At 63.7% G+C, this 22,057-nt stretch carries 1 protein-coding gene; it reads right to left on the bottom strand.

From position 1 onward, the window contains the following. Position 1: 1 nt before the first annotated feature. On the bottom strand, positions 2-21,982 hold the full coding sequence (locus CAL12_RS28060; RefSeq protein ID WP_157792962.1) for a VCBS domain-containing protein: 21,981 nt from the start codon (positions 21,980-21,982) through the stop codon (positions 2-4). Positions 21,983-22,057 lie beyond the last annotated feature (75 nt).

Raw genomic sequence — 22,057 nt, 5'->3', positions numbered from 1 at the left:
GTCATTCGTGGCCCTGGAGTTTCCCCTTCTGCAGCAAATCGTTGATGATCGCGGTCTGGTCCGTCTTGCCGCCCGTCAGGTCGACGTTTTCCAGGATGATCTTCTGGTCGAAACCATGCGCCACATCGCCGGCGGTGCTGACCTTCACCACGGTGTTGTTGCCGTCCTTGCTGAAGTTCAGGAACTTCGACAGATCCGCGTCGGCCGGGTTGTGCAGCATATCTTTCAGATTCAGCACGTCGCCGCCGCTGGCTGGCGCATCGTTGGAGAAATCCTTGATCGTGTCCACCGCGGGCCTGGACGTCGTGCCCTGGTCGTTCAATTCCCACTTGAAAGTATCGCTACCCGTCCCACCGTACAGGGTGTCGTTGCCTTGGCCACCGATCAGCGTGTCGTTGCCGCCCTGCCCGTAGATCAGGTCGTCGCCCGCCCCGCCGCGCACGGTGTCGTCGCCCCCCCGGGTATCGCCCGCGACGTTGAAATCGTCGCTGTGGGATTTGATGTAGTCGTACAGCTCGGTCGTGGTCGCGGCATGGCCGTTGGTCGACGTCAGGAAGTCCACCAGCCCCTGCATGCCCTGGCCGTCATGCGATCCGGCCGGATGGCCGGCCCAGGACAGGCCGTCGGTGTTGATGGTATCCGCGAAGATGACATCGTTGCCGGCGCCGCCGTCGATGGTGTCGCTGCCCACCGTCGCCGGCGTGGTCGACACGCTACCGCCTTGCAGCACGGTATCCAGATCCGACGCCTGGTGTGCGATATCCACCGTGCCGGCCGCGCCGGTGATCGTCGATCCGTAGGAGTGCGTCTCGATGTTGTCGATATTGACGGTCGCCGAACCTAGCCCGCTGGTGTTGTCGCCAACGGAATAAACCAGATGATAGGTGCCGGCCGCAAGAATGTTGGACTCGATTTCCACTGCGCTCGAGATCGGCGAGGTCGAAGAGCCCGACTGCACGGTCTCCCACTGGCCCGTGCTGGTATTGAGCTTCTCGATGGCCCATTTGAAGCTGTCGCCGGTGTTGAAGTTGCTGGTCGAAACATCGAAGGCCAATGCCATCTTGGACGAACTGAGCGTGATGTTGGGGCTCACCACCTTGGTGTCGCCGCTGCCCGTGACATCGGTGATCTGCATATAGCCACCGAGGTTGCGAACGGCGCCGCTACCGAGTCCGCCAGACGTCGTCGTCCAGTTCAACGGGTTGTTGATGCCGCTGCCGAAGAGGCTGCCAAAGCTGGCCAGCGTGGTATCGGAATGAGACCCCACGCCAACAGTCACGGTACTCACGTTGCCACTGGCGGTGTTGTCGAAGAACTGCAGATACTGGGCGCTGACGCCATCGCCCACGCCGATTGCATTGACGCTGGTGACCTTGCTCAGGTTCTGGAAGGCGTTGATGGATTCCTGCAGGGTGGTCGCGTCGGTCGTCGATCCGTCGCCACCGCGCGAACCGTTGTTGTTCAGGTAATAGGTCGGGTCTCCGTCAGTCAGGAAGTACGTCATGTTCTCGTAGCTGACGCCCGACTTGCCTGCTGCGGTCTGGGCATTGAACCAGCTTACGGCGGAGTTGAACGCCGCTTCGTAGTTGGTGCCGCCGGTGGCCGACATGTTGTTGATCGCATTGATCAGGCTCTGGACATTGCTGGTCGTCAGGTTCTGGATCTGGATGGTGCTGTCGGCGGACGTTCCAAAGCCGATCAGCGCCACGTTGACGACGCCGCCCGAGTGGTTGTCCAAGGTGTCGAGCAGGTTCAGCAGCGCGGACTTCACCAGCGACATGCGGTCCTGCCCGTAGCCCGGATTGCTGCCACCGTCCAGGCCCCACGCCATGCTGCCGGAATGGTCGACGATCAGGGCGATGTTGTAGCTCTTGCCGGCGATGACCGTGGTCTTGGACCCGCCCGCATCGCCGATGACGATATCGTCCCCCGATCCGCCGGTAATGACGCCCGAGCCGCTGCCGTCATTGGTGCCTCGGATCAGGTTGTCGGTCACCACGGAGAAGTTGTACTCGCCCGAGGTGTCCTTGCCGCCATTGGCCGTACCACCGGTGTCGCGCACCTGGAAGCCGAACGACGCATCCGCGCCAGTCGCGCCGGGCGTATAGACCAGCTTGCCGGCGGCGATGTCGCTCGCCGATATGGCCTGGCCGGCGGTCACGACAGAACCGTTCAGCGTCAGGGTGCCGTTGTCGGGCAGCCTGGACACGATGACGCTCTGGAGGCTGTTGCTTTCTCCATTACTGTCGGAGAACGCGAACTCGCTGGTCGTGAAGACGTGCGTGGTGCCGACTTCGACGTGAGTGGAGTTCGCGGCCGAGGTGGGCGCGTCATTGGTGCCGGTGATATTGACGCTGACCGTATGGGTCGCCGTCCCGTCCAGCGACGTGACCGTAAAGGTGCGCGTGCCCAGCGATTGCCCGCCCGACAGCGCCTGGACCGCAGCGTTGCTGTTGTCCAGCGTGTAGGTCCAGTTGCCGTTGGCATCGATGCTGAAGGTGCCGTAGGTGTCCTGCACGGTCTGCGGACGGACGTAGCTTTCGCCCGAATCGGCGTCGGTGACGTCGAGTTTGCCAGTCGCCGTCAACGATGCGTCTTCGATAACGGTACCGCGGTCTCCCACGCCGTCGCCGCCTCGGCCCACGATGACGGGTACGTCATTCGTGCCGTTGATCGTGATGGTTACAGCATGGACGTCCGTCCCGCCATGACCGTCATCGACCTTGACGGTATAGGTCTCGGTGACCTTGTCGCCGGCCTTCAGGGACTGCGCGGCGGCGTTGTCGAGCGTATAGGTCCACTTCCCGGTGTTGTCCACCGCGATCGTCCCATACGTGCCCTTGGCGGTTCCCTGGATCGTCCAGGTTGCCGTGTCCGTGCTGTCGACGTCGGTGCGCGCCAGTTGGCCGGAAACGACCTTGGTGCCATCTTCCGTGACCGCGCCCGCGTCGGCGCCGCCGGCGGGGAGCGTAATGACCGGGGCGTCGTTGGTGCCCTGGATGGTCACGTTGACTTTGGCGGTCGTACCATCCGCGGAGGAAACCGTGAAGGTTTCCGTCATGGTCTGGTTCACGGCCAGAGCTTGCACCGCGGGCGCGTTGTTGTTCAGCGTGTACGTCCAGGTGCCGTCGCTACCCAGGGTGAAGGTGCCGTATTGCGCGGTGACGTTCTGCGTGATGAACACCGCCTGGCCGGCATCGGAATCGACGATGTCCAGCTTGCCGCTGGTGGTCAGCGTCGTGTCTTCCTTGACCGTACCGGCGTCGCTGCCGGTCGCGTGCGGCGTGATGATCGCGGCGTCGTCCGTGCCGTTGATCGTCAGGGTCACGGACTTTGTGGCCGTGCCGCCATGGCCGTCGTCGACCTTGACCGTGTAGGTTTCCTGGATGTGGTCCTTCGCCGTCAGCGACTGAGCTGCGACGTTGTCCAGCGTGTACGTCCACTTGCCGGTTTGGTCAACGGCGAACGTGCCGTAGGCGCCCTTGGCGTTGCCATCGACCGTCCAAGTGTGCGTATCGGTCGCGTCAACGTCGGTCTTGCTGAACTGACCGGTCGCCGTCTTGGTACCGTCCTCCGTGACCGAGCCGGCGTCCGTTCCCGTCGGGACGTTGATGGTCGGAGCGTCGTTGGTGCCCTGGACCGTCACCGTGACGGTGCTCGTCGTGCCGTCAGCCGATGCCACCGTGAACTTCTCGGTCGCCGTTTGACCGGCCGCCAGTTGCTGGACTGCCGTCGAGGCGTTGTTCAGCGTATAGGTCCATGTGCCGTCCGCCGTCAGCGAGAAGCTTCCGTACGTGCCGACCGCGCCCGTCTGCGGAACGAACACTGCCTGACCGGCATCTGGGTCGACAACGTCGAGCTTGCCGCTGGTGGTCAGCGTCGTGTCTTCCTTGACCGTCCCGGCATCGCTGCCGGTCGCGTGCGGCGTGATGATCGCGGCATCGTCCGTGCCGTTGATGGTCAGGGTCACGGTCTTCGTTGCCGTTCCGCCATGGCCATCGTCAACCTTGACGGTGTAGGTTTCCTGGACGTGGTCCTTCGCCGTCAGAGACTGCGCTGCGGTGTTGTCCAGCGTGTACGTCCACTTGCCGGTCTGGTCCACGCTGAAGGTACCGTAGGTCCCCTTCGCGTTTCCGTCGACCGTCCAGGTGTGGGTATCAGTCGCGTCAACGTCGGTCTTGCTGAACTGACCGGTTGCGGTCCTGGAGCCGTCTTCTGTCACGGAGCCGAGCGTTGTCCCCGCCGGCGCATTGATGACCGGCGCATCATTGGTGCCCTGGACCGTCACCGTGACCGTGCTGGTAGTGCCGTCAGCGGATGCCACCGTGAACTTCTCGGTCGCCGTCTGACCAGCCGCCAGTTGTTGAACCGCTGTCGTAGCATTGTTCAACGTATACGTCCACGTGCCATCCGCGGTTAACGAGAAGCTCCCGTAGGTGCCGACTACAGCCGTCTGCGGCAGGAATACCGCCTGCCCGGCGTCCGGATCCACGACATCGAGCTTGCCGCTAGTCGTCAGCGTCGTGTCTTCCTTGACCGTACCAGCATCGCTGCCGGTCGCATGCGGGGTAATGATCGCCGCATCGTCCGTGCCGTTGATCGTCAACGTGACCGACTTCGTGGCCGTGCCGCCGTGGCCGTCGTCGACCTTGACGGTGTAGGTTTCCTGGATGTGGTCCTTCGACGTCAGCGACTGAGCCGCCGCGTTGTCCAACGTGTACGTCCACTTGCCGGTCTGATCCACGCTGAACGTGCCGTACGCCCCCTTCGCGTTGCCATCCACCGTCCAGGTGTGCGTATCGGTCGCGTCAACGTCAGTCTTGCTGAACTGACCAGTCGCGGTCTTGGTGCCGTCCTCCGTGACCGAACCGGCGTCGGCACCCGTCGGGACGTTGATCGTGGGCGCGTCGTTGGTGCCTTGAACCGTCACGGTCACCGTGCTCGTCGAACCATCAGCCGACGCAACCGTGAACTTCTCTGTCGCCGTCTGACCGGCGGCGAGCTGCTGAACCGCCGTCGAAGCGTTGTTCAGCGTGTACGTCCACGTACCATCCCTGCCCATCGTGAAGGTGCCATACTGGCCATTCACGTTCTGGGATACGAATACCGCCTGGCCAGCGTCCGGATCGACGACATCGAGCTTGCCGCTGGTCGTCAGCGTCGTGTCTTCCTTGACTGTCCCAGCGTCGCTGCCTGTCGCGTGCGGCGTGATGATGGCCGCGTCGTCCGTACCATTTATGGTCAGCGTCACAGACTTCGTGGCCGTGCCACCGTGGCCGTCGTCGACCTTGACCGTATAGGTTTCCTGGATGTGATCCTTCGCGGTCAGCGACTGAGCGGCGGCGTTGTCCAGCGTGTAGGTCCACTTGCCGGTCTGGTCGACCGCGAACGTGCCGTAGGCGCCCTTCGCATTTCCATCCACGGTCCAGGTGTGCGTATCGGTCGCATCAACGTCGGTCTTGCTGAACTGACCGGTCGCCGTCTTGGTCCCATCCTCCGTGACAGAACCAGCGTCCGTTCCTGTCGGTACGTTGATCGTCGGAGCGTCGTTGGTGCCCTGAACGGTCACCGTCACGGTGCTCGTCGTGCCATCGGCCGACGTGACCGTGAACTTCTCAGTTGCCGTTTGACCGGCTGCCAATTGCTGAACCGCCGTAGAGGCATTGTTCAGGTTATACGTCCACGTCCCGTCCGTCGTCAGGGCAAAGGTGCCGTATGCGCCGGCGGTGCTCGCTTGGGGCACGAAGACCGCCTGGCCTGCGTCCGGATCTACGACATCGAGCTTGCCGCTGGTCGTCAGCGTCGTGTCTTCCTTGACCGTGCCGGCGTCGCTGCCGGTCGCGTGCGGCGTGATGATCGCCGCATCGTCCGTGCCGTTGATGGTCAGGGTCACGGACTTCGTGGCCGTGCCGCCGTGGCCATCATCGACCTTGACCGTATAGGTTTCCTGGATGTGGTCCTTCGACGTCAGAGACTGCGCTGCGGTGTTGTCCAGCGTGTACGTCCACTTGCCGGTTTGGTCGACGCTGAAGGTACCGTAGGTCCCCTTCGCGTTTCCGTCGACCGTCCAGGTGTGCGTATCAGTCGCGTCAACGTCGGTCTTGCTGAACTGACCGGTCGCCGTCTTGGTACCGTCTTCCGTGACGGAACCAGCGTCCGCTCCTGCCGGCGCAGTGATCGTCGGGGCATCGTTGGTGCCCTGAACGGTCACCGTTACGGTGCTCGTCGTGCCATCGGCCGATGTAACCGTGAACTTCTCAGTTGCCGTTTGACCGGCCGCCAATTGCTGAACCGCCGCCGAGGCATTGTTCAGGTTGTATGTCCACGTCCCATCTGTGCCCATCGTGAATGAGCCGTACTGGCCATTCACGCTCTGGGCGACGAATACCGCCTGACCAGCATCCGGATCTACGACATCGAGCTTGCCGCTGGTCGTCAGCGTCGTGTCTTCCTTGACCGTGCCGGCGTCGCTGCCGGTCGCGTGCGGCGTGATGATCGCCGCATCGTCCGTGCCGTTGATGGTCAGGGTCACAGACTTCGTGGCCGTGCCGCCGTGGCCGTCGTCGACCTTAACCGTATAGGTTTCCTGGATGTGATCCTTCGCGGTCAGCGACTGGGCTGCAGAATTGTCCAGCGTGTACGTCCACTTGCCAGTCTGGTCGACGCTGAAGGTACCGTAGGCGCCCTTCGCGTTGCCATCCACCGTCCAGATGTGCGTGTCGGTGGCGTCGATATCCGTCTTGCTGAACTGACCAGTTGCGGTCTTGGTGCCGTCCTCCGTGACCGATCCGGCGTCGGCTCCCGACGGGACGTTGATCGTGGGCGCGTCGTTGGTGCCTTGAACCGTCACGGTCACCGTGCTCGTCGAACCATCAGCCGACGCAACCGTGAACTTCTCGGTCGCCGTCTGACCGGCGGCGAGCTGCTGAACCGCCGTCGAAGCGTTGTTCAGCGTGTACGTCCACGTACCATCCGTGCCCATCGTGAAGGTGCCATACTGGCCGTTCACGTTCTGGGATACGAATACCGCCTGGCCAGCGTCCGGATCCACGACATCCAGCTTGCCGCTGGTCGTCAGCGTCGTATCTTCCTTGACCGTGCCTGCGTCGCTGCCGGTCGCGTGCGGCGTGATGATCGCCGCGTCGTCCGTGCCATTGATCGTCAGCGTCACAGATTTCGTGGCCGTGCCACCGTGGCCGTCGTCGACCTTGACCGTATAGGTTTCCTGGATGTGGTCCTTCGCGGTCAGCGACTGAGCGGCGGCGTTGTCCAGCGTGTAGGTCCACTTGCCGGTCTGGTCGACCGCGAACGTGCCATAGGCGCCCTTCGCATTTCCATCCACGGTCCAGGTGTGCGTATCGGTCGCGTCAACGTCGGTCTTGCTGAACTGACCGGTCGCCGTCTTGGTCCCATCTTCCGTGACAGAACCAGCGTCCGTTCCTGTCGGTACGTTGATCGTCGGAGCGTCGTTGGTGCCCTGAACGGTCACCGTCACGGTGCTCGTCGTGCCATCGGCCGACGTGACCGTGAACTTCTCAGTTGCCGTTTGACCGGCTGCCAATTGCTGAACCGCCGTAGAGGCATTGTTCAGGTTATACGTCCACGTCCCGTCCGTCGTCAGGGCAAAGGTGCCGTATGCGCCGGCGGTGCTCGCTTGTGGCACGAAGACCGCCTGGCCTGCGTCCGGATCGACGACATCGAGCTTGCCGCTGGTCGTCAGCGTCGTGTCTTCCTTGACCGTGCCAGCGTCGCTACCTGTCGCGTGCGGGGTAATGATCGCCGCGTCGTCGGTGCCGTTGACCGTCAACGTGACCGACTTGGTCGCCGTCCCGCCATGGCCGTCGTCGACCTTGACGGTGTAGGTTTCCTGGATGTGGTCCTTGGCGGTCAGTGACTGGGCCGCGGCGTTGTCCAGCGTGTATGTCCACTTGCCGGTCTGATCCACGCTGAACGTGCCGTACGCCCCCTTGGCGTTGCCGTCCACCGTCCAGGTGTGCGTGTCGGTCGTGTCAACGTCAGTCTTGCTGAACTGACCAGTTGCGATCTTGGTACCGTCTTCCGTGACCGAGCCAGTGTCCGTTCCCGTCGGGACGTTGATGGTCGGGGCATCATTGGTGCCTTGCACAGTCACAGTGATCGTGCTGGTCGTACCATCAGCGGACGCCACCGTGAACTTCTCGGTCGCCGTCTGACCGGCGGCGAGCTGCTGAACCGCCGTCGAAGCGTTGTTCAGCGTGTATGTCCACGTACCATCCGTGCCCATCGTGAAGGTTCCATACTGGCCGTTCACGTTCTGGGATACGAATACCGCCTGGCCAACGTCCGGATCGACGACATCGAGCTTGCCGCTGGTCGTCAGCGTCGTGTCTTCCTTGACCGTCCCGGCGTCGCTGCCTGTCGCGTGCGGCGTGATGATCGCCGCGTCGTCTGTGCCGTTGATCGTCAACGTGACCGACTTCGTTGCTGTCCCGCCGTGGCCGTCGTCGATCTTGACCGTGTAGGTCTCCTGGATGTGGTCCTTTGCCGTCAGCGACTGGGCTGCAGCATTGTCCAGCGTGTACGTCCACTTGCCGGTCTGGTCGACACTGAAGGTGCCATAGGCGCCCTTGGCGTTGCCATCCACCGTCCACGTATGAGTGTCCGTGGCGTCGATGTCGGTCTTGCTGAACTGGCCGGTTGCCGTCTTGGTGCCGTCTTCCGTGACGGAACCAGCATCCGTGCCCGTCGGGGCGTTGATCGTCGGGGCGTCGTTGGTGCCCTGGACCGTCACCGTGACGGTGCTCGTCGTGCCGTCGGCCGACGTGACGGTGAATTGTTCGACCCGGGTCTCGTTGACGCCCAGCGCCTGCACGCCGGGATTAGCGTTGTTGAGCGTGTACGTCCAAGTTCCGTCCGTCGTCAGGGCGAAAGTGCCGTATGTGCCGGCGGTGCTCGCCTGCGGGACGAATACAGCCTGACCTGCGTCCGGATCGACGACGTCGAGCTTGCCGCTGGTCGTCAGGGTCGTGTCTTCCTTGACCGTCCCGGCGTCGCTGCCGGTCGCGTGCGGCGTGATGATCGCGGCATCGTCCGTACCGTTGATCGTCAGGGTCACGGACTTTGTGGCCGTCCCGCCATGGCCGTCGTCCACCTTGACGGTGTAGGTTTCCTGGATGTGGTCCTTTGCCGTCAGCGACTGCGCTGCGGCGTTGTCCAGCGTGTACGTCCACTTGCCGGTTTGGTCAACGGCGAACGTGCCGTAGGCGCCCTTCGCGTTGCCATCCACCGTCCAGGTATGAGTGTCCGTGGCGTCGATGTCGGTCTTGCTGAACTGGCCGGTTGCCGTCTTGGTGCCGTCCTCCGTGACCGAGCCAGCGTCCGTTCCCGTCGGGACGTTGATGGTCGGGGCATCGTTGGTGCCCTGGATCGTCACCGTGACGGTGCTCGTCGTGCCGTCAGCCGATGCCACCGTGAACTTCTCGGTCGCCGTCTGACCGGCCGCCAGTTGCTGAACTGCCGTCGAGGCGTTGTTCAGCGTATAGGTCCATGTGCCGTCCGCCGTCAGCGAGAAGCTTCCGTACGTGCCGACCGCACCCGTCTGCGGAACGAACACTGCCTGACCGGCATCTGGGTCGACAACGTCGAGCTTGCCGCTGGTGGTCAGCGTCGTGTCTTCCTTGACCGTCCCGGCATCGCTGCCGGTCGCGTGCGGCGTGATGATCGCAGCATCGTCCGTGCCGTTGATGGTCAGGGTCACGGTCTTCATGGCCGTGCCGCCGTGGCCGTCATCGACCTTGACGGTGTAAGTCTCCTGGATGTGGTCCTTCGCGGTCAACGATTGGGCTGCGGCATTGTCCAGCGTGTACGTCCACTTGCCGGTTTGATCGACCGCGAAGGTACCGTAGGCGCCCTTCGCGTTGCCATCCACCGTCCAGGTGTGCGTGTCGGTCGCGTCGATATCCGTCTTGCTGAACTGACCAGTAGCGGTCTTGGTGCCGTCCTCCGTGACCGAGCCGGCGTCCGTTCCCGTCGGGACGTTGATGGTCGGGGCATCGTTGGTGCCCTGGACCGTCACCGTGACGGTGCTCGTCGTGCCGTCGGCCGATGCCACCGTGAACTTCTCGGTCGCCGTCTGACCTGCCGCCAGTTGCTGAACTGCCGTCGAGGCATTGTTCAGCGTATAGGTCCATGTACCATCCGTACCCATCGTGAACGAGCCGTATTGGCCGCTCACATTCTGCGCAAAAAAGACAGCCTGCCCGGCGTCCGGATCGACAACATCGAGCTTGCCGCTGGTCGTCAGCGTCGTATCTTCCTTGACCGTGCCAGCGTCGCTGCCCGTCGCGTGCGGCGTGATGATCGCCGCGTCGTCCGCGCCGTTGATCGTTAACGTGACCGACTTCGTCGCCGTGCCGCCGTGGCCGTCGTCGACCTTGACGGTATAGGTCTCCTGGATGTGGTCCTTCGCCGTCAGCGACTGAGCTGCGGTGTTGTCCAGCGTATACGTCCACTTTCCGGTCTGGTCTACGCTGAAGGTGCCGTAGGCGCCTTTGGCGTTGCCATCTACGGTCCAGGTGTGTGTGTCAGTCGTGTCAACGTCAGTTTTGCTGAACTGGCCGGTCGCCGTCTTGGTGCCGTCCTCCGTGACTGAGCCAGCGTCCGTCCCTGTCGGGACGTTGATGGTCGGAGCGTCGTTGGTGCCTTGCACCGTTACCGTCACCGTACTGGTCGTACCATCAGCCGATGCCACCGTGAACTTCTCGGTCGCCGTCTGACCTGCCGCCAGTTGTTGAACCGCTGTCGTAGCATTGTTCAACGTATACGTCCACGTGCCATCCGCGGTTAACGAGAAGCTCCCGTAGGTGCCGACTACAGCCGTCTGCGGCAGGAATACCGCCTGGCCAGCGTCCGGATCCACGACATCGAGCTTGCCGCTGGTCGTCAGCGTCGTGTCTTCCTTGACCGTGCCAGCGTCGCTGCCCGTCGCGTGCGGCGTGATGATGGCCGCGTCGTCCGTGCCATTGATCGTCAACGTGACCGACTTCGTCGCCGTGCCGCCGTGGCCATCGTCGACCTTGACCGTATAGGTTTCCTGGATGTGGTCCTTCGCCGTCAGCGACTGCGCCGCGGCGTTGTCCAGCGTGTACGTCCACTTGCCGGTTTGGTCAACGGCAAACGTGCCGTAGGCGCCCTTCGCGTTGCCATCCACCGTCCAGGTGTGCGTGTCCGTGGTGTCGATGTCGGTCTTGCTGAACTGGCCGGTTGCCGTCTTGGTGCCGTCCTCCGTGACTGAGCCAGCGTCCGTTCCGGTCGGGACGTTGATGGTCGGGGCGTCGTTGGTGCCCTGGACAGTCACCGTCACGATGCTGGTCGTGCCGTCGGCCGACGTGACGGAGAACTGTTCGACTCGGCTCTCGTTGGCACCCAGTGCTTGTACAGCGGAAGTGGTGTTATTGAGCGTGTACGTCCAGGTGCCGTCCGTCGTCAGGGCGAAGGTGCCGTATGTGCCGGCGGTGCTCGACTGCGGGATGAACACAGCCTGGCCGGCGTCGGCGTCGACAACGTCCAGCTTGCCGCTGGTGGTCAGCGTGGTGTCTTCCTTGACCGTGCCGGCATCGCTTCCAGTGGCATGCGGCGTGATGATCGCGCCGTCGTCCGTGCCGTTGATCGTCAACGTGACCGACTTCGTGGCCGTGCCGCCGTGGCCGTCGTCGACCTTGACGGTGTAGGTTTCCTGGATGTGGTCTTTCGCGGTCAGCGACTGGGCCGCCGCGTTGTCCAACGTGTACGTCCACTTGCCAGTCTGGTCGACGCTGAAGGTACCGTAGGCCCCCTTCGCGTTGCCATCCACCGTCCAGGTGTGCGTGTCGGTCGCGTCAACATCAGTCTTGCTGAACTGACCAGTTGCGGTCTTGGTGCCGTCCTCCGTGACCGATCCGGCGTCGGCACCCGACGGGACGTTGATCGTGGGCGCGTCGTTGGTGCCTTGAACCGTCACGGTCACCGTGCTCGTCGAACCATCAGCCGAGGCCACCGTGAACTTCTCGGTCGCCGTCTGACCGGCGGCGAGCTGCTGAACCGCCGTCGAAGCGTTGTTCAGCGTGTATGTCCACGTACCATCCGTGCCCATCGTGAAGGTGCCATACTGGCCATTCACGTTCTGGGATACGAATACCGCCTGGCCAGCGTCCGGATCGACGACATCGAGCTTGCCGCTGGTCGTCAGCGTCGTGTCTTCCTTGACCGTGCCGGCGTCGCTGCCGGTCGCGTGCGGCGTGATGATGGCCGCGTCGTCCGTACCATTTATGGTCAGCGTCACAGACTTCGTGGCCGTGCCACCGTGGCCGTCGTCGACCTTGACGGTGTAGGTTTCCTGGATGTGGTCCTTCGCGGTCAGCGACTGCGCCGCCGCGTTGTCCAGCGTGTAGGTCCACTTGCCGGTCTGGTCGACCGCGAACGTGCCGTAGGCGCCCTTCGCATTGCCATCCACCGTCCAGGCGTGCGTGTCGGTCGCATCAACGTCCGTTTGACTGAACTGACCCGTCGCAGTCTTGGTACTGTCCTCCGTGATGGAGCCGGCGTCCGTTCCAGTCGGAGCGTTGATCGTCGGGGCGTCGTTGGTGCCTTGAACGGTCACCGTTACGGTGCTCGTCGTGCCGTCGGCCGACGTGACAGTGAACTGTTCGACTCGGCTCTCGTTGACGCCCAGTGCCTGCACGGCGGAACTGGTGTTGTTGAGCGTGTACGTCCAAGTTCCGTCCGTCGTCAGGCCGAAAGTGCCGTATGTGCCGGCGGTGCTCGCTTGTGGCACGAAGACTGCCTGGCCAGCGTCCGGGTCGACTATATCCAACTTTCCGCTGGTAGTCAGCGTGGTGTCTTCCTTGACCGTGCCTGCGTCGCTGCCCGTCGCGTGAGGGGTAATGATCGCCGCATCGTCCGTGCCATTGATGGTCAGGGTCACAGACTTCGTGGCCGTGCCGCCGTGGCCGTCGTCGACCTTGACCGTGTAGGTTTCCTGGATGTGGTCTTTCGCGGTCAGCGACTGCGCTGCGGCGTTGTCCAGCGTGTAGGTCCACTTGCCGGTTTGATCGACCGCGAAGGTACCGTAGGCGCCCTTGGCGTTGCCATCGACCGTCCAAGTGTGCGTGTCGGTTGCGTCAATGTCGGTCTTGCTGAACTGACCAGTCGCCGTCTTGGTACCGTCTTCCGTGACCGAACCGGCGTCCGTTCCCGTCGGGACGTTGATCGTGGGCGCGTCGTTGGTGCCCTGGACAGTCACCGTCACGGTGCTCGTCGTGCCATCCGCTGACGTGACCGTGAACGTTTCAGTTGCAGTCTGTCCGGCGGCCAGTTGCTGAACCGCCGAGGAGGCATTGTTCAGGTTGTATGTCCACGTCCCGTCCGTCGTCAGGGCGAAGGTGCCGTAGGTGCCGGCGGTGCTCGTTTGCGGCACGAAGACAGCCTGACCGGCGTCCGGATCCGCGACGTCGAGCTTACCGCTGGTCGTCAGCGTCGTGTCTTCCTTGACCGCACCCGCGTCGCTGCCGGTCGCATGCGGCGTGATGATCGCGCCGTCATCCGCACCGCTAATCGTGACAGTGACAGACTTCGTCGCGGTTCCGCCGTGGCCGTCGTCGACCTTGACGGTGTAGGTTTCCTGGATGTGGTCCTTCGCCGTCAGCGACTGAGCCGCGGCGTTGTCCAGCGTGTAGGTCCACTTGCCGGTCTGGTCAACAGCGAAGGTGCCATAGGCGCCCTTCGCGTCGCCATCGACGGTCCAAGTGTGCGTGTCAGTCGCGTCAATGTCCGTCTTGCTGAATTGGCCGGTTGCCGTCTTGGTGCCGTCCTCCGTGACCGAGCCAGCGTCCGTTCCCGTCGGGACGTTGATGGTCGGGGCGTCGTTGGTGCCCTGGACCGTCACCGTCACGATGCTGGTCGTGCCGTCGGCCGATGCCACCGTGAAGTTCTCGGTCGCCGTTTGACCAGCCGCCAATTGCTGGACCGCCGTCGCGGCGTTGTTCAGCGTGTACGTCCACGTACCATCCGTGCCTATCGTGAATGAGCCGTACTGGCCGTTCACATTCTGGGCAACGAACACGGCTTGACCGGCATCTGGATCCACGACATCCAGCTTGCCGCTGGTCGTCAGCGTCGTGTCCTCCTTGACCGTGCCCGCATCGCTGCCGGTCGCGTGCGGCGTGATAATCGCCGCGTCGTCCGTGCCGTTGATCGTCAACGTGACCGACTTGGTCGCCGTGCCGCCATGGCCGTCGTCGACCTTGACGGTGTAGGTTTCCTGAATGTGATCCTTCGCGGTCAGCGACTGGGCTGCAGAATTGTCCAGCGTGTACGTCCACTTGCCGGTCTGGTCGACAGCGAACGTGCCGTAGGTGCCCTTCGCGTTGCCATCCACCGTCCAGGTGTGCGTGTCGGTCGCGTCGATATCGGTCTTGCTGAACTGACCAGTTGCCGTCTTAGTGCCGTCTTCTATGACGGAACCGACGTCGGTTCCGGTCGGAACGTTGATCGTCGGCGCATCGTTGGTGCCCTGAACCGTCACCGTCACGGTGCTCGTCGTGCCGTCGGCTGACGTAACGGTGAACTGTTCGACTCGGCTCTCGTTGACGCCCAGCGCCTGTACGGCGGGACTGGCGTTGTTGAGCGTGTACGTCCAGGTGCCGTCTGTCGTCAGCGCAAAGGTGCCGTATGTGCCGGCGGTGCTCGACTGCGGGATGAACACAGCCTGGCCGACGTCGGGGTCGACAACGTCCAGCTTGCCGCTGGTGGTCAGCGTCGTGTCTTCCTTGACCGTGCCAGCGTCACTGCCCGTCGCGTGCGGCGTGATGATCGCCGCGTCGTCCGTACCATTGATGGTCAGCGTCACAGACTTCGTGGCCGTCCCGCCATGGCCGTCGTCGACCTTGACCGTGTAGGTTTCCTGAATGTGGTCCTTCGCCGTCAGCGACTGAGCCGCAGCGTTGTCCAGCGTGTAGGTCCACTTTCCGGTTTGGTCTACGCTGAAGGTGCCGTAGGCGCCCTCGGCGTTGCCATCCACGGTCCAGGTGTGTGTGTCAGTCGTGTCAACGTCAGTTTTGCTGAACTGGCCGGTCGCCGTATTGGTGCCGTCCTCCGTGACGGAACCAGCGTCCGTTCCTGCTGGCGCAGTGATCGTCGGGGCATCGTTGGTGCCCTGAACGGTCACCGTTACGGTGCTCGTCGTGCCATCGGCCGATGTAACCGTGAACTTCTCAGTTGCCGTTTGACCGGCGGCGAGCTGCTGAACCGCCGTCGAAGCATTGTTCAGGTTGTATGTCCACGTCCCATCTGTGCCCATCGTGAATGAGCCGTACTGGCCATTCACGCTCTGGGCGACGAATACCGCCTGACCAGCATCCGGATCTACGACATCGAGCTTGCCGCTGGTCGTCAGCGTCGTATCTTCCTTGACCGTGCCTGCGTCGCTGCCTGTCGCGTGCGGCGTGATGATCGCCGCATCGTCCGTGCCGTTGATGGTCAGGGTCACGGTCTTCGTGGCCGTGCCGCCGTGGCCATCATCGACCTTGACCGTATAGGTTTCCTGGATGTGGTCCTTCGACGTCAGCGACTGGGCCGCTGCGTTGTCGAGCGTGTACGTCCACTTACCGGTCTGATCGACTGCGAACGTGCCGTAGGCGCCCTTGGCGTTACCATCCACCGTCCAGGTTTGCGTGTCGGTCGCGTCCACGTCAGTCTTGCTGAACTGACCGGTCGCGGTCTTGGTACCGTCTTCCGTAACTGAACCAGCGTCGGCTCCCGACGGAACATTGATCGTCGGGGCATCGTTGGTGCCCTGCACCGTCACCGTCACCGTACTGGTCGTACCATCGGCCGAGGCCACCGTGAACTTCTCGGTCGCGGTCTGACCAGCGGCCAGTTGCTGGACTGCCAACGAGGCGTTGTTCAGCGTATAGGTCCACGTACCGTCCGTGCCCATCGTGAACGACCCATACTGGCCGTTCACATTCTGAGCAACGAAAACGGCCTGGCCGGCATCCGGATCGGTAACGTCCAACTTTCCGCTGGTCGTCAGGGTCGTGTCTTCCTTGACCGTCCCGGCGTCGCTGCCGGTCGCATGCGGCGTGATGATCGCAGTGTCGTCCGTGCCGTTGATGGTCAGGGTCACGGACTTTGTGGCCATGCCGCCGTGGCCATCGTCGACCTTGACGGTGTAGGTTTCCTGGATGTGGTCTTTCGCGGTCAACGATTGGGCTGCGGCATTGTCCAGCGTGTACGTCCACTTGCCGGTCTGGTCGACAGCGAACGTGCCGTAGGCCCCCTTCGCGTTGCCATCCACCGTCCAGGTGTGCGTGTCTGTCGCGTCAACGTCAGTCTTGCTGAACTGACCAGTCGCGGTCTTGGTGCTGTCCTCCGTGACCGAACCGGCGTCGGCACCCAACGGGACGTTGATCGTGGGCGCGTCGTTGGTGCCTTGAACCGTCACGGTCACCGTGCTCGTCGAACCATCAGCCGACGCAACCGTGAACTTCTCTGTCGCCGTCTGACCGGCGGCGAGCTGCTGAACCGCCGTCGAAGCGTTGTTCAGCGTGTATGTCCACGTACCATCCGTGCCCATCGTGAAGGTGCCATACTGGCCGTTCACGTTCTGGGATACGAATACCGCCTGGCCAGCGTCCGGATCCACGACATCGAGCTTGCCGCTGGTCGTCAGCGTCGTATCTTCCTTGACCGTGCCGGCGTCGCTGCCGGTCGCGTGCGGCGTAATGATCGCCGCGTCGTCGGTGCCGTTGATCGTCAACGTGACCGACTTCGTCGCCGTGCCGCCATGGCCGTCGTCGACCTTGACCGTATAGGTTTCCTGAATGTGGTCCTTAGCGGTCAGCGACTGAGCCGCAGCATTGTCCAGCGTGTACGTCCATTTGCCGGTCTGATCCACGCTGAACGTGCCGTACGCCCCCTTCGCGTTGCCATCCACCGTCCAGGTGTGCGTGTCGGTTGCGTCGATATCGGTCTTGCTGAACTGCCCCGTCGCGGTCTTTCCGCCGTCTTCCGTAACCGAACCGGTGTCGGCTCCCGACGGAACGTTAATCGTGGGCGCATCGTTGGTGCCTTGCACCGTCACCGTGACGGTACTCGTCGTGCCGTCAGCCGTTGCCACCGTGAACGTCTCGGTCGCCGTTTGACCAGCCGCCAGCTGCTGAACCGCTGTCGAGGCGTTGTTCAGCGTATAGGTCCATGTGCCGTCCGCCGTCAGCGAGAAGCTTCCGTACGTGCCGACCGCGCCCGTCTGCGGAACGAACACTGCCTGACCGGCATCTGGGTCGACAACGTCGAGCTTGCCGCTGGTGGTCAGCGTCGTGTCTTCCTTGACCGTCCCGGCATCGCTGCCGGTCGCGTGCGGCGTGATGATCGCGGCATCGTCCGTGCCGTTGATGGTCAGGGTCACGGTCTTCGTTGCCGTTCCGCCATGGCCATCGTCAACCTTGACGGTGTAGGTTTCCTGGATGTGGTCCTTTGCCGTCAGCGACTGCGCCGCGGCGTTGTCCAGCGTGTACGTCCACTTGCCAGTTTGATCGACAGCAAAGGTGCCGTAGGCGCCCTTGGCGTTGCCGTCCACCGTCCAGGTGTGCGTGTCCGTGGCGTCAACATCCGTCTTGCTGAACTGACCAGTCGCCGTCTTGGTGCCGTCTTCCGTGACCGAACCGGAGTCGGCTCCCGACGGAACGTTGATCGTGGGCGCGTCGTTGGTGCCCTGGACAGTCACCGTCACGGCGCTCGTCGTACCATCCGCGGACGTGACCGTGAACGTTTCAGTTGCAGTCTGTCCGGCGGCCAGTTGCTGAACCGCCGTGGAGGCATTGTTCAGGTTGTACGTCCACGTCCCATCCGTCGTCAGGGCGAAGGTGCCGTAGGTGCCGACGGTGTTCACTTGTGGCGCGAAGACAGCTTGGCCTGCATCCGGGTCGACTATGTCGAGCTTTCCACTAGTGGTCAGCGTCGTGTCTTCCTTGACCGTACCAGCATCGCTGCCGGTCGCATGCGGGGTAATGATCGCCGTATCGTCCGTGCCGTTGATCGTCAACGTGACCGACTTCGTCGCCGTTCCGCCATGACCGTCGTCAACCTTGACGGTGTAGGTTTCCTGGATGTGATCCTTCGCCGTCAGGGACTGGGCCGCCGCGTTGTCCAGCGTGTACGTCCACTTGCCGGTTTGATCGACCGCGAAGGTACCGTAGGCGCCCTTCGCGCTGCCATCCACCGTCCAGGTGTGCGTGTCAGTCACGTCGACATCAGTCTGGGTGAACTGGCCGGTCGCGATCTTGGCGCCGTCTTCCGTGACAGAACCAGCGTCCGTGCCCGTCGGGGCGTTGATCGTCGGGGCATCGTTGGTGCCCTGGACCGTCACCGTGACGGTACTCGTCGTGCCGTCGGCCGACGTGACGGTGAACTGTTCGACCCGGCTCTCGTTGGCGCCCAGTGCCTGTACAGCGGGAGTGGCGTTATTGAGCGTGTACGTCCAGGTGCCGTCCGTCGTCAGGGCGAAGGTGCCGTATGTGCCGGTGGTGCTCGACTGCGGGATGAATACAGCCTGGCCGGCGTCGGCGTCGACAACGTCCAGCTTGCCGCTGGTGGTCAGCGTGGTGTCTTCCTTGACCGTGCCGGCATCGCTTCCAGTGGCATGCGGCGTGATGATCGCGCCGTCGTCCGCGCCGTTGATCGTCACCGTGACGGATTTGGTGGCCGTGCCACCATGGCCGTCGTCGACCTTGACCGTGTAGGTCTCCTGGATATGGTCCTTCGCCGTCAGCGACTGAGCTGCGGCGTTGTCCAGCGTGTACGTCCACTTGCCGGTTTGGTCAACGGCGAACGTGCCGTAGGCGCCCTTCGCGTTGCCATCCACCGTCCAGGCGTGCGTGTCGGTCGCATCAACGTCCGTTTGACTGAACTGCCCGGTGGCCGTCTTGGTACCGTCTTCCGTGACAGAGCCAGCGTCCGTTCCCGTCGGGACGTTGATGGTCGGGGCATCGTTGGTGCCCTGGACCGTCACCGTGACGGTGCTCGTCGTGCCGTCGGCCGACGTGACGGTGAATTGTTCGACCCGGGTCTCGTTGACGCCCAGCGCCTGCACGCCGGGATTGGCGTTGTTGAGCGTGTACGTCCACGTTCCGTCCGTCGTCAAGGCGAAGGTGCCGTATGTGCCGGCGGTGCTCGCCTGAGGCACGAAGACAGCCTGGCCTGCGTCGGGATCGACGATGTCCAGCTTGCCGCTGGTGGTCAGGGTCGTATCTTCCCTGACGGTGCCAGCATCGCTGCCGGTCGCGTGCGGGGTGATGATCGCGGCGTCGTCCGTGCCGTTGATCGTCAGGGTCACGGACTTCGTAGCCGTTCCGCCATGGCCATCGTCAACCTTGACGGTGTAGGTTTCCTGGATATGGTCCTTCGCCGTCAGCGACTGAGCCGCTGCGTTGTCCAACGTGTAGGTCCACTTGCCGGTTTGGTCAACGGCAAACGTACCGTAGGCGCCCTTCGCGTTGCCATCCACCGTCCAGGTGTGCGTGTCCGTGGCGTCGACATCCGTCTTGCTGAACTGGCCTGTGGCGGTCTTGGCGTCGTCCTCCGTGACCGAACCCACATCCGCGCCTGTCGCGGCGTTGATGATAGGAATGTCGTTGGTGCCCAGGATGGTCACCGTCACGGTGCTCGTCGTGCCGTCGGCGGACGCCACGGTGAATTGTTCGACCCGGCTTTCGCCGGCGGCGAACGCCTGCACGGCTGGATCGGCGTTGTTCAGCGTGTACGTCCAGGCGCCGTCGGCCGCGATCGCGAACGTGCCGTAGGCGCCCGCCGTACCGGTTTGCGGCACGAATACCGCCTGGCCGGCGTCGGGATCGGCGATATCCAGCTTGCCACTGGCGGCCGGGGCCGCGTCTTCGGTGACCGTGCCTGCGTCATCGCCTGGCACGTGGGGCGTGATGACTGCCCGGTCGTCGGTGCCATCGATGGTGATGGTGATGGTGCTGGTGGCCGAACCGTCCTGGCTGGTCACCGTATACGTTTCGACGATGCTTTCGCCGCTCTTCAGACCCTGCACGACAGGATTGTCGTTCGCCACGGTGTAGGTATAGGAGCCGTCGGCGTCGAACACCAGCGTGCCCAGGGCTGCGTTGCCATTACCTGTGCTGCCGTCGAAATGCGCCCCCGGCCGAAACGCGGACTCCCCGGTGTCGGCGTCGGTAATGGACAAGCGGCCTTCGGCGGTAAGTTGCCCGCCGGTAACGCCCTGGTCCTCGGTGACCGTGTGCACGCCGCTGCTCATCACCGGCACGTCGTTGGTGCCCGTAACCGTGACGGTCAAGGTGGCCGTGGATACGCCGCCCTGACCGTCCGATACCGTGTAGGAGATCGACGTCGCCTGGGTCTGGCCCGCGGGCAGGTAGTTGAATGCGGCGCCAGGGTCGAAGCTGTAGCTGCCGTCCGCGTTCAGAACGAACGTCCCGCCGTGATCGCCGGCCAGGGCCAGGCCGACGTTGCCGGCTTGCCCGTTGACGCCGGTAACAGTGAGCGGGTCGCCGTCAGGATCGAGATCTCGGCCATGGCCTTGCGCATCTCCGCCGATGACGTTGCCGCCCAGCACCTCGTTCTGGCCGCCTGCGGCACTGTCGTCGGCCGCGACGGGTGCCGGATTACCGACGTTCCAGGCGAAGGCCTGCGACGTACTGGCACCGCTGCCGTCCGTGGCGGTGACCACCACCTGGTATTTGCCGTGATCGCCGCCCATCGACGCCGACGCATCGATGTTCCCCGAGATCACGCCTGTGCGCGGATCGATCGTCAGCCCAGGCGGCAGCCCGACGGCGGAGTACGTCAGCCTGTCGCCGGTATCGACGTCGGAGAAGTGGCTCGACACGTCGATATTGACGCCTTGCTGGGCGTCTTGCCCCGTCTGATCGGACAAGCCCGTGGACACGGGCGCGTCGTTCACGCCATTAATGGTGACCGTGACGGTGGTCGTCGAGGTCGCCCCGCTGGGGTCCGTTACGGTATAGCTGGCGCTGCTGGTGGCGGTCTGTCCGGCGCCCAGATGCTGATAGCTGGCGCCGGGATTGAACACATAGCTTCCGTCCGGATAGACAGTGAACGTTCCGCCGCTGGAGCCCGCCACCGTGACACCGCCGGTGACCATGCGCTGGTCGCCGACCGTGACGATCGCCAACGCGTCGTTGTCCGGATCCGTGTCGTTGCGCAGGATATTGCCGCTGACGGAAGCGTTCTGCGTGGTCGTGGCGGTGTCCGCCGCGGCCACGGGCGGCGCGTTCACGTGGGGTACGTCGACTGGCGTACCGGTGGACGGAGTGCCGGTGGACGGCCCACCGGTCGTTGGCTCGCTCGATGGAGCACTCCCGCTGGCAGGCGCGGTGGTGGACGTGCCGGTGGACGTGCCAGTGGAAGGGGCGGCAGCGCTACCCGTGCTTCCAGTGCCAGTATTCGCGCTATCTGGCGCGCCACCGCCGTCGCCGCCCGCCACGCCCGCGGCCGGGACGTTGGCGGTCGTCTGCGCCGCGGCTGGGTTGGGATACTCCAGCGACAGTGGCGTGGTGGATTCCAGGATACGCGCCAGGCGCACAAAGCTGCTACCGGCGGCGTCCCCGGCGCTTCCGGAAGACAACGCGGCGGTGGGATCCAGGTTGTCGAACGGATCCTGGCCGCTTTGCAGCGCGGCGAGCAACCGGTCGGAGTCCGTGCCTTGCGGGGGCGCCACGCGCGCTTCCGTGGCGTCGACGGCGCCCGCCACATCATCTGTCAGGGTGACTTCGCGGTTCTCGCCGATCAGGATGGGCATCCCGCCTTCGACCTGCAGGCTGACCGTGGCGCCCGATGACGTCACGATCTCCGTATCCGGGGGGATGCGGCTGCCTGCATGCAATTCGGTCAGCGATCCGTCCGGATGGCGCATCCAGGCGCGGCCGGTGACTTGCAGGACAGTGGCGGGAAGCGAGTAAGCCATATGGATGACTCCGTGGAAGACGGTTCATCCTATGGGCTGATCGTGCCGCCGGCATTGTACGTAAGGACAGGATAG

The sequence above is a fragment of the Bordetella genomosp. 8 genome, from assembly GCF_002119685.1.
Classification (GTDB): Bacteria; Pseudomonadota; Gammaproteobacteria; order Burkholderiales; family Burkholderiaceae_B; genus Bordetella_C.
Note: the sequence above shows the minus strand (reverse complement) of the source record. Positions and strands in the feature narration are given on the sequence as shown.